The organism is Candidatus Palibaumannia cicadellinicola (assembly GCF_002855795.1).
GTDB classification, from domain to species: Bacteria; Pseudomonadota; Gammaproteobacteria; order Enterobacterales; family Enterobacteriaceae; genus Baumannia; species Baumannia cicadellinicola_C.
Genome location: NZ_NJPO01000069.1, coordinates 1 through 11088, shown reverse-complemented (window position 1 = coordinate 11088; position 11088 = coordinate 1). Strand labels below are relative to the sequence as shown.

The following is an 11088-nucleotide window of genomic DNA, read 5'->3' as shown; positions in this document are numbered from 1 at the left end:
GATTAATAATCATTGAGATGATAGATAGCGTTATACCATGAATGGTAACGATTGATCTCCGAGACTTAGATGCTCAACAAAATGGTAGTACTTAAGATAAGTCCATCTCGGTAATAGTAATTAATACAGAGGAATGTTTTATGTCTACATCATCTACACACACTTCACGCCGCGTTAGCCGCGATCAGGCACAAGCTTTTATCGATAGCTTAACGGGTAGCAGTGCTTTTCCCAACTCCAGACGGATCTATTTGCAGGGTACTACTAATTCAGTCCGGGTGCCAATGCGTGAAATTCAGCTTAATCCTACATTGATAGGTGACAACGACGACGATGCACGTTATGAGAATAATGAGCCGGTGCCTGTTTATGATACCTCAGGGCCTTACGGCGATCCGGCTGTAGTCATTAATGTACGTACCGGTCTTCCCCGTCTACGGGAAACGTGGATTGCAGCACGACAGGACAGTGAGCAAATCAACGCAGATAGCGATCGTGGGAAACAGCGCGTTGAAAATAGATTAGAGCGGTTACGTTTTGCTGCCCACTATAATCCCCGCCGCGCTCGTAATAAGTGTTGTGTCACTCAGTTGCATTATGCCCGTGCCGGCATCATCACGCCGGAAATGGAGTTTATTGCTTTGCGTGAAAATATGGGTCGGGAGCGTATCCATAGTGATGTGTTACGCCGGCAGCATTCTGGCCAGAGCTTCGGCGCGGCACTACCAGATCACATCACAGCAGAATTTGTGCGGCAGGAAGTAGCTGCCGGACGCGCTATCATTCCGAGTAATATTAATCATCCAGAATCTGAACCGATGATTATCGGTCGTAATTTTCTCGTTAAAGTAAATGCAAATATCGGCAACTCAGCAGTAACCTCATCCATCGAGGAAGAGGTTGAAAAGCTGGTATGGGCGACTCGTTGGGGAGCAGACACGGTGATGGATCTATCAACCGGCCGTTATATTCATGAAACTCGAGAATGGATATTACGCAATAGTCCAGTTCCTATCGGCACTGTGCCTATCTATCAAGCACTAGAGAAAGTCAATGGCGTAGCGGAAAATCTTAATTGGGAGATCTTTTACCATACATTATTGGAACAAGCTAACCAAGGCGTAGATTATTTTACTATTCATGCTGGCGTGCTGATGCGTTACGTTCCGATGACTGCCCGTAGGTTAACCGGTATCGTATCTCGTGGTGGCTCTATTATGGCCCAATGGTGTTTGGCACATCATCAGGAAAACTTTCTTTATGAACGCTTTCGTGATATCTGTGAGCTTTGCGCTGCCTATGATATTGCATTATCTCTTGGGGACGGTCTAAGGCCCGGTTCAGTACAGGATGCTAATGACGAAGCACAATTTTCTGAACTCTATACCTTAGGCGAATTGACTAAAATAGCCTGGGAGTATGATGTACAAGTAATGATTGAAGGACCAGGTCATGTGCCTATGCATATGATTCAGCATAATATGACAGATCAACTAAAGCATTGCCACGAAGCGCCGTTCTATACTCTTGGGCCACTGACAACTGATATAGCTCCCGGCTATGATCATTTTACCTCAGGTATTGGTGCAGCACTGATAGGCTGGTTTGGATGCGCCATGCTGTGCTATGTTACTCCCAAAGAACATCTAGGTTTGCCTAATAAAGAAGATGTGAAACAGGGGCTGATAACCTATAAAATTGCTGCCCATGCCGCTGATCTCGCAAAGGGGCATCCTGGTGCGCAGATACGTGATAACGCTATGTCGAAAGCACGCTTCGAATTCCGCTGGGAAGATCAATTCAATTTGGCGCTAGATCCAACTACCGCGCGTACGTATCACGATGAAACTATGCCGCAGGCAGCGGGTAAAATGGCCCATTTCTGCTCAATGTGCGGCCCTAAATTCTGTTCAATGAAAATATCTAAAAAAGTACGTAATTACGCTAATTATCGTGGTTTAACTCAATGAAGGTGTAAATACTCAATGACGGTATAAATAAAGAATGTGTGCTGAACAATATGTAGAAGTAGCGCCGCTACCCTATCGGCTTGGTCTCTATCCTATAGTAGATTCGCTCGTGTGGGTAGTGCGCATGCTGGATGCCGGAGTCACCACCGTGCAATTACGAATGAAAAATAAGAGTGAGGACGAGGTAGCGCCAGATATCGAGGCGGCGGTCTTACTTGGACAATGCTATAAAGCGCGGATCATTATTAATGACTACTGGCGCCTAGCTATCCGCTATAACGCCTATGGTGTACATCTGGGGCAAGAAGACATGGACCATGCTGATGCCAATGCTATTAATAGAGCAGGACTATTTTTGGGACTATCAACGCATAATGAAGTAGAATTAACACGTGCAATGACTTGGCGTCCCTCTTACATTGCACTTGGTCATATTTTTCCTACGACGACGAAAAAAATGTCTTCTAGCCCACAAGGGTTAAAAGCATTACGGAGTTTAGTTACCAAGTTGCAGAATATACCTACGGTAGCTATCGGTGGAATTAGCGCTGATAAAGTAGAGGCTGTATTGGAATGCGGGGTTGGTAGTATCGCTGTCGTCAGCGCGATTACTCGCGCGCCCGATTGGCGTCAAGCAACTGCTAGTCTACTAGACAAAATTAATAGCTGGCAGCAATACGATGCTTAACGATCAGGAGTTTTTACGCTACAGTCGTCAGCTGCTGCTGAAAGAGGTTGGTCTAACTGGACAAAAACAGCTGCAGGCAGCGACAGTACTACTAGCTGGCCTAGGCGGATTGGGATCAGCAGCGTCGCTGTATCTTGCTGCTGCCGGCGTTGGCACCTTATTACTAGCGGATGAAGATAGTCTCTATCTTACTAATTTACAGCGACAAATCCTCTATCGCACCCCAGATATTGGACAGTTGAAGGTGGAGGCAGCGCAGCAGCAACTTACTGCACTGAATCCTGAAGTGCATTATATTCCCCTTGCTAGGAGACTACAAAGCACTACTTGGCTGGATCAACAAGTAAAACGCGCTAATATTGTGCTAGACTGCAGCGATAATTTTGTCACACGCCACGTGATAAATGCTGCTTGTGTGCGCAGTAGTATACCGCTTATTAGCGCTAGTGCGGTGAGTTTTAGCGGTCAAATGATGGTTTTGCAACCGCCGTGGCGCTGCGGCTGTTATGCCTGTCTGTTTCCAGATCAGCAGGATACGCAACGTAATTGTCGTACCGCAGGTATTATTGGTCCCGTAGTCGGTATAATGGGTACTTTACAGGCGCTGGAGGCCATTAAATTACTGTGTGGCTTGCCAATGAAAACAGCAGGCAAATTGTGGTTATTTGATGGCAAAAACCTTCAGTGGCGCGTTTTAAGCTTAAGTAGGAACAAGCAATGTTCCGTCTGCGCTACAGATACTTGACCGGTAGTGATAAAAGGAGGAGAAAACTATAATGACTATTACTTTTAATGATCATCCTATGAAGCTAGCTCAGTCATTAACCTTAAGCGCGCTGCTTAACCAGCTTTATGCACACACAGCTGGCTCAGCACTAGCTGTTAATAATACGATCATTCCACGCCCGTGTTGGCCCGAATATCAGGTGCAGGATGGCGACGATATTTTATTATTCGAGGTTATTGCCGGAGGATAACAATGTTTACCCTTGCTGATACTGATTTTCAGTCTAGGTTGTTCATAGGTACTGGCAAATTCGCGAATAAGGAACTTATGTTGCAAGCAATATCAGCTGCTGGCAGCGAACTAGTAACCTTAGCGATGCGCAGGGTTGATCTAAAGAAAGGTAATGATGCCCTGCTACCGGGGCTACGTCAAGCAGGTGTCAGGTTGCTACCTAACACTTCTGGCGCTAAAACCGCCGATGAGGCACTCTTTGTCGCTAGGCTAGCACGCGAAGCAATAGGCACGAATTGGATCAAACTAGAAATTCATCCCGACATACAATATCTATTGCCAGACCCAATAGAAACGCTGAAAGCTGCAGGAAAACTAGTTAAGGAGGGTTTTGTCGTGTTGCCCTATTGTAGCGCAGACCCAGTCTTATGTCGTCGCCTTGAGGAAGCAGGTTGTGCGGCTGTTATGCCGCTAGGATCGCCTATAGGTTCTAACCAGGGGCTGAAAACCCGCGATTTTCTACAAATTATTATTCAACAGACGCAAATACCAGTGGTGGTAGATGCTGGTATAGGTGCGCCAAGCCAGGCGTTAGAAGCACTAGAAATGGGCGCAGATGCGGTGCTAGTGAATACAGCTATTGCTGTTGCACGAGATCCTGTAGCCATGGCTAGTGCTTTCCGCCTAGCAATAGTGTCGGGAGAGTTGGCTAAGTCAGCAGGTCTAGCGCCCCGTAGCCAGCATGCTAGGTCTACTAGCCCATTGACCGAATTTTTATCGTGCGACCACGAGGTATGTTCATGATAACTTTTAGTCAACACTGGCAACGCATAGACTGGAATGCTGCTAGTATGCGTATCCATAGTCAGAGCAAGCTAGACGTAGAACGAGCGCTAGCTGCTAGCTCTATTGGTCCAAAAGAGATGATGGCGTTATTATCGCCAGTAGCTAGTGTATATCTAGAACCAATCGCCCAGCGTGCTCGCCATTTGACCCGCCAGCGTTTCGGTAATACCGTTAGCTTTTATTTGCCGCTTTATCTCTCTAATCTTTGTGCTAATGAATGCAGCTATTGTGGTTTCTCGATCAGCAATCGCATACGGCGTAAAATTCTTAATGAGCAGGAAATTATCGAAGAATGCGAAGCTATTCGTGCCCAAAATATCGACTATTTACTTCTCGTAACCGGAGAACATAAAAATAAAGTAGGTATGGACTATTTTCGTAACTGCGTACCTAAAGTCAGCGACTACTTTAGCTCCCTGATTATGGAGGTGCAACCTCTTTTACAACAGGAGTATGCAGAATTGAAGATGCTTGGGCTAGACGGTATACTAGTGTATCAAGAAACTTATCATTTACCAACTTATCATCTTCATCACCTGCGGGGTAAAAAGCGGGATTTCTTCTGGCGATTAGAAACACCAGATCGTGTCGCATGCGCTGGAATCGATAAAATTGGCCTAGGAGCATTAATAGGATTATCAAAAGACTGGCGTACGGATTGTTATATGATGGCTCGCCATCTACTTTATCTGCGCAATAGCTATTGGCGCAGTAACTACTCTCTATCGTTTCCCCGGTTGCGTCCTTGCGCTGGTCGCGGAGTGACGCCCGCATCTTTCATAGATGAAGCTGAATTATTACAGGTTATGTGTGCTTTTCGCCTACTTGCCCCTGAAGTAGAGATTTCTCTTTCTACCAGAGAGTCCCCATATTTCCGCGATAATGTTGTGCCCATCGTGGTCAATAGTGTTAGTGCTGGCTCTAAAACTAAACCTGGTGGTTATGCCCGTGAACAGCAGGAGCTGGAGCAGTTTTTACCACACGATAATCGTTCTCTGCAAGATGTAGCGCAAGCATTCATCCGCGCTGGCTTACAGCCAATATGGAAAGACGGACTCAAATGCCTATCTGTTGATTCGCAAGCTGAGCAAAATAATAGGTGATAAAAGTTTTCTTTCACTTTATGGTACTTTTAACCTTTAACCTTATAGTACCTGGCTGGCTGCGTATTTTTCGCATGAGTAAAAAAAGCCAGGGCCACACTATGCCATCTACCATACTACTCCAAAAAATTTCTGAACTAAAAAAAACATTCATAAAACACAAATATATGATATATATCATATATTTATAAAATAATGATAAAAAAATAATTATGATAGCTTGTTGACAAAGAGCTATATTCCTGAAGAACCTAAATTTTAATACCGCAAGATATGCAATCATACTAAGTGCTAGTGCATGTACGCCGAGCATCGAGCCCATAATTAAATCTATAATAAGTCCAAGCAAAAATCCTGTTTTTATATTAACTCGGTGCGGTAGTACCATGACCCAATAAATAAACAACAAATTGAGCCAAGAGGGCCAGAAGATATTCATTGGTGGCGGACAGGGCATCATTTGCAAGATTATCGCGATAATAAAAGAGACCCAGATAATCCTGCCTCCGTAACGGTGGTACCGGTTCATTATCGCTTTTCAATTAACGTGGATGTGATTTAACGAGCAGGTTGAGCTGTTGCAGCCGAAGACTGCAGACCCTGTGACATTATCTGTATTAGCCGTTCTTTAGCGACACAGCGTACCTCATCTGGCGGTAGCGACACTTCAATGCGTAGACCAACCCCCCATAGTAAAAGTAAATAACGTAAACGTTGTAGCCTGGCAGTGGGTCGCGCCTTAATCACGGTATGAGCATGCTGAGTATCTAATTTAACCGAGGATACAACCGCAACTGGATAGCCTTCTGGAAAGCGGCCTCCAAGGCCTGAGGTTACTAGTACGTCGCCGACACGGATATCAGTATTGCACGGTAGATGTTCAAGCTGTAGATCTTCGGTACATCCGTTACCTACTACTATTACCCTAATATCATTACGTAACACCTGAATTGGCAGTGCATGGGAAGAATCGCAAATTAGCAAGATACGACTAGTGAACTTATTGGTCGCAATCACCTGCCCTACTACTCCTTGGTCGCTAATAACTGGCTGGCCGATATATACCCCGTTATTCGATCCTTTATCAATAATAACTTGGTTACGGTATGGATCCGTCCTTAGGGAAATGACTTTAGTGACCATTTTACGCTCATCCTGACGCAGCGGAGATCTCAGTAGCTCACGTAGTCTGGTATTTTCCTTTTTGTACTGCCCCAGTAACAACTGTTCACTTTTTTTCAGTAGCAGCTCTTGGCGTAAAGCATGGTTTTCTAACTGAAGCTGGGTGTTAGTGCTAGTTGCTAACGTTTGTGATAAATTATCTAGCATCTGGCGTGTGCTATGAGCAAAAAAGTAAAACTTACTAACGACAATATCCATGTAGGTGCGAATGTTCACAAAAGTCTCTAGCCTACTATCGACCATGATAACAATCATGGCAATTATCATCGCCAGAAACAGTCGCAGCTGCAGTCTGTTGAAAATTCGCTTCATAAACAAGGAAGTCCTGTCCAGGACAGTTCATGTCAGCATTGACCTAGACAGGGTCTTCCTTCTTGAAATTTGAGGTCAGTTATTAGTTATTCTTCGCTGAATAAATCACCACCGTGCATATCGATCATTTCCAGCGCCTTACCACCGCCTCTGGCAACGCAAGTGAGAGGATCATCTGCCACAACAACAGGAATGCCTGTCTGTTCCATCAGTAGACGGTCTAAGTTACGCATCAGCGCACCGCCGCCAGTAAGCACCATACCGCGCTCAGAAATATCAGATGCAAGCTCCGGCGGGCACTGTTCTAGCGCTACCCTAACTGGACTAACAATACCTGTTAGTGTCTCCTGTAGCGCTTCTAGAATCTCATTGGAGTTCAAAGTGAAACTACGTGGTACTCCCTCAGCTAGATTACGACCACGTACCTCTATCTCCCGCAGTTCATCGTCGGGATAGGCAGCACCGATACTATGTTTAATTCGTTCCGCTGTAGCTTCACCAATCAGAGAGCCGTAGTTACGACGCACATAATTAATAATCGCTTCATCGAAGCGATCGCCGCCAACGCGTACAGAAGAAGAGTACACTACACCATTCAGCGAAATCACGGCTACTTCTGTGGTACCGCCGCCGATATCTACTACCATTGATCCCGTTGCTTCAAACACCGGCAGTCCGGCGCCGATTGCCGCCGCCATAGGCTCCTCAATCAAGAATACCTCGCGGGCTCCAGCCCCCTGGGCTGATTCACGGATAGCACGGCGTTCGACTTGGGTTGCCCCTACTGGAACACAGACTAGTACCCGCGGACTTGGACGCATGAAGCTATTACTATGAACTTGTTTGATAAAGTGCTGCAGCATTTTCTCCGTCACAAAAAAGTCTGCAATCACACCATCTTTCATCGGACGAATGGCGGCAATATTACCGGGCGTACGCCCCAGCATCTGTTTTGCTTCATGGCCAACGGCCGCTACGCATTTCGGCGTGCCAGCACGATCTTGACGAATCGCAACGACAGAAGGTGCATTAAGGACAATACCCTGTCCTTTGACATAAATAAGAGTATTGGCAGTACCGAGGTCAATGGATAAGTCATTAGAAAACATCCCTCGAAATTTTTTTAACATAAATGATATCCTACAAGTCATAGTGCCAAATCAAATTAGTAGTCTACTTCACTAACCACAAGGTGTAATACACATACAATGTGTTATTATAACTATAAATATTAGTAATATTATTATAAAAAATAAATATTGGTTATGGATTTTAGTCCAGAGAGGTGCGAAACTATTGCCTTTTTTGCGGTCAAACATAAATTGTACGTGAATATTAAAAAAACTTTGAGACTAATCTTGGTTCAAAACATGAATATTTTTTATACTTCGGCAATCTCATTGGCACAGTACTGTAGTAACGCACTTTTATTTAATTGAGTGTTATTTTCAAGCATTTTACGTTCTTTCTAGCTTTGACTAGAAAGATAAACTGTACTGATAAAAATATGGATACTAATTTAGTGTTAAAACTACCTTTGAGGATTAACAAATGTTTCAGCAAAAACGTGACAAATAATTTCACGTTAGTTATCTTCTACGGGGTATCGGAAATTGAAGCTAAATCGCCGTTTCATGGCTGATGAATTCCACATATTGCTTCTGAACGGTCCTAACCTAAATCTGCTAGGCAACCGTGAAGTGAACAAATTGAACAAATATGGCTGTACCACACTTGCTGAGATTATCATAGATATGATTAATCTTGCTGCAAGCCTTGGAGTAAAACTAAGTTATTTTCAGTCCAACGCAGAGCATACGTTAATCGATCATATACATATACATGAAGCTCGTGGTAATAAGGATTTGATCCTTATTAATGCGTTTACCCATACCAGCGTTGCCCTACGTGATGCTTTTTTAGCGGTAAATATTCCATTTATCGAAATTCATCTCTCCAATATATATGCGCGTGAGCCTTTTAGACATTATTCCTATTTGTCTGATATTGCTGTTGGCGTGATCTGCGGTTTCGGTGTTGATGGGTATAACTTTGCTTTACAGACTGCGGTAAAACTTCAGTCAAAATATTATTAATTAGAGTATGGAACTTCACTTATGGATATTCGTAAGATCAAGAAACTAATTGAACTGGTTGAAGAATCTAGCATTTCAGAGCTGAAAATATCTGAAGGTGAAGAATCGGTTCGTATCAGTCGTGCTACGGTACAATCGGCCTACCCAATGATACAGACTACTTATATCCCTGCGTCCCACCCGCAGTCAGGGGCTGTACATGACGCTCCTATCGAAACTGCTGCTGTGCCTATGAGCAGTCATATTGTGCGCTCACCAATGGTAGGAATTTTTTACCGCACGCCGAGTTCGGACACTAAAGCTTTCATAGAAGTAGGTCAGAAAGTCAACGTCGGCGACACTCTGTGCATCGTTGAAGCTATGAAAATAATGAATAGTATTCAATCAGATAAAGCAGGTGTAGTAAAAGCTATTTTACCAGATAACGGTCAACCGGTTGAATTCGACGAGCCACTAATTATCATCGAGTAACGAGGCGCCAAATGTTAGATAAAATTGTCATCGCAAACCGCGGTGAAATTGCGCTGCGTATCCTTCGCGCGTGCAAGGAGCTGAATATTCAAACAGTAGCTGTGCACTCTACCGCCGACCGTGATCTTAAACATGTGCTTTTAGCAGATGAAACTATCTGCATAGGCCCGCCGCCCTCGATAAAAAGTTATCTCAATATTCCTGCAATCATTTCTGCTGCGGAAATTACCGGTTCTACGGCTATTCATCCAGGATATGGATTCTTATCCGAGAACGCTGATTTTGCTGAGCAAGTTGAGCGTTCCGGATTTATTTTTATCGGCCCGAAAGCGGAAACTATTCGTCTGATGGGAGATAAAGTTTCCGCCATCAAAACAATGAAAAAAACCGGTATACCATGTGTACCAGGTTCAGATGGACCTGTCAGCGAAGATATGCAGAAAAACCACGCTCTTGCTAAGCTTATCGGCTATCCTGTAATCATTAAAGCTTCTGGAGGCGGGGGTGGACGTGGTATGCGTGTCGTGTACAATTATAAAGATCTAGAGTATTCCATATTAATTACTCGCGCAGAGGCAAAAGCTATGTTTAGCAACGATATAGTATATATGGAAAAGTATCTCGAGAATCCTCGCCATATCGAGATTCAGGTTCTTGCTGACAACCAAGGCAACGCTATCTATTTGGCGGAGCGTGACTGCTCAATGCAGCGCCGCCACCAGAAAGTTTTAGAAGAAGCACCCGCGCCGGGAATCACTGATGAGTTACGCCGCAATATCGGAGAACGTTGTGCTAAGGCTTGTGTTGAAATAGGCTATCGTGGCGCGGGTACTTTCGAATTCCTGTATGAAAAAGGTGAGTTCTTCTTTATCGAAATGAACACCCGTATCCAGGTTGAGCATCCGGTTACTGAAATGATAACCGGCATAGATATCATTAAAAAACAGTTACTAATCGCCTCAGGCCAGCCACTATCGATTACTCAAGATCAAATAAAGATATCCGGTCACGCTGTTGAGTGCCGTATTAACGCAGAAGATCCAAAGACTTTCTTGCCTAGTCCTGGCAAAATAACTCGTTTTCATGCTCCAAGCGGTTTCGGCGTTCGCTGGGAGTCGCATATTTATACCAGCTACTCGGTACCACCGTATTATGACTCTATGATTGGTAAACTGATTTGTTTTGGCGAGAACCGCAATGTAGCTATTTCGCGTATGAAAAATGCACTGACAGAGTTGATTATCGACAGTATAAAAACTAATATCGATCTGCAACTTAAAATAATTAATGATGATAACTTTCAGAAGGGGGGCACTAATATCCACTATTTGGAACAAAAACTAGGTATATAACAACTTAATATTGTCAAAAACTTAATTTAATTATATGTCTATCTTGTCTATTATCCTACTAAATTTACTAATAAGTACTATATCATAATACCCAATTTGGAATTTGCTTC

Annotated in this window: 12 protein-coding genes; 9 read left to right on the top strand and 3 right to left on the bottom strand. The window is 44.0% G+C overall.

The window, feature by feature from the left end:
- Positions 1-140 precede the first annotated feature (140 nt).
- Genes thiC through thiH form a run of 6 tightly spaced genes read left to right on the top strand, consistent with a single transcriptional unit; the run spans position 141 to position 5565 of the window.
- The gene (thiC, locus tag CEX73_RS01400) at positions 141-1970 is read left to right on the top strand and encodes a phosphomethylpyrimidine synthase ThiC (protein WP_101626829.1); all 1830 of its coding nucleotides are present in this window, start codon (positions 141-143) and stop codon (positions 1968-1970) included.
- Positions 1971-2004: 34 nt separating this feature from the next.
- Entirely contained in the window at positions 2005-2658 is a 654-nt protein-coding gene (gene thiE, locus CEX73_RS01395; protein WP_101626828.1) for a thiamine phosphate synthase, read from the top strand.
- Positions 2651-3403 (top strand): HesA/MoeB/ThiF family protein, encoded by a 753-nt coding sequence (locus CEX73_RS01390; RefSeq protein ID WP_101626827.1) that lies wholly within the window; start codon positions 2651-2653, stop codon positions 3401-3403. Before thiE ends, CEX73_RS01390 begins: the two co-directional genes overlap by 8 nt.
- Before the next feature lie 31 nt (positions 3404-3434).
- On the top strand, positions 3435-3635 hold the full coding sequence (thiS, locus tag CEX73_RS01385; protein ID WP_101626826.1) for a sulfur carrier protein ThiS: 201 nt from the start codon (positions 3435-3437) through the stop codon (positions 3633-3635).
- Between the two features lie 2 nt (positions 3636-3637).
- Complete coding sequence (locus tag CEX73_RS01380; RefSeq protein WP_101626825.1) at positions 3638-4420, top strand: thiazole synthase; 783 nt, start codon at positions 3638-3640, stop codon at positions 4418-4420.
- Positions 4417-5565 (top strand): 2-iminoacetate synthase ThiH, encoded by a 1149-nt coding sequence (gene thiH, locus CEX73_RS01375; protein ID WP_101626824.1) that lies wholly within the window; start codon positions 4417-4419, stop codon positions 5563-5565. The genes CEX73_RS01380 and thiH overlap by 4 nt, the downstream gene beginning before the upstream one ends.
- 13 nt (positions 5566-5578) lie before the next feature.
- On the opposite strand, the gene mreD is transcribed toward thiH, so the two are convergent.
- From mreD to mreB, 3 genes are all read right to left on the bottom strand, one after another.
- The gene (mreD, locus tag CEX73_RS01370) at positions 5579-6094 is read right to left on the bottom strand and encodes a rod shape-determining protein MreD (RefSeq protein WP_101626823.1); all 516 of its coding nucleotides are present in this window, start codon (positions 6092-6094) and stop codon (positions 5579-5581) included.
- Between the two features lie 29 nt (positions 6095-6123).
- Positions 6124-7059, bottom strand: a complete 936-nt coding sequence (mreC, locus tag CEX73_RS01365) for a rod shape-determining protein MreC (RefSeq protein WP_101626822.1) — start codon at positions 7057-7059, stop codon at positions 6124-6126.
- Positions 7060-7145: 86 nt separating this feature from the next.
- Positions 7146-8189, bottom strand: coding sequence for a rod shape-determining protein MreB (mreB, locus tag CEX73_RS01360; RefSeq protein ID WP_101626821.1), 1044 nt, complete (start codon positions 8187-8189; stop codon positions 7146-7148).
- A 504-nt stretch (positions 8190-8693) separates the two neighbouring features.
- Between mreB and CEX73_RS01355 the strand changes: the two genes are divergently transcribed.
- The 3 genes from CEX73_RS01355 to accC are packed head-to-tail and all read left to right on the top strand — an operon-like array spanning position 8694 to position 10978.
- Positions 8694-9155: a type II 3-dehydroquinate dehydratase gene (locus CEX73_RS01355; protein WP_101626820.1), complete on the top strand. Its 462-nt coding sequence runs from the start codon at positions 8694-8696 to the stop codon at positions 9153-9155.
- Between the two features lie 21 nt (positions 9156-9176).
- The gene (gene accB, locus CEX73_RS01350) at positions 9177-9626 is read left to right on the top strand and encodes an acetyl-CoA carboxylase biotin carboxyl carrier protein (RefSeq protein ID WP_101626819.1); all 450 of its coding nucleotides are present in this window, start codon (positions 9177-9179) and stop codon (positions 9624-9626) included.
- Between the two features lie 11 nt (positions 9627-9637).
- Positions 9638-10978 (top strand): acetyl-CoA carboxylase biotin carboxylase subunit, encoded by a 1341-nt coding sequence (accC, locus tag CEX73_RS01345; RefSeq protein ID WP_101626818.1) that lies wholly within the window; start codon positions 9638-9640, stop codon positions 10976-10978.
- Positions 10979-11088 lie beyond the last annotated feature (110 nt).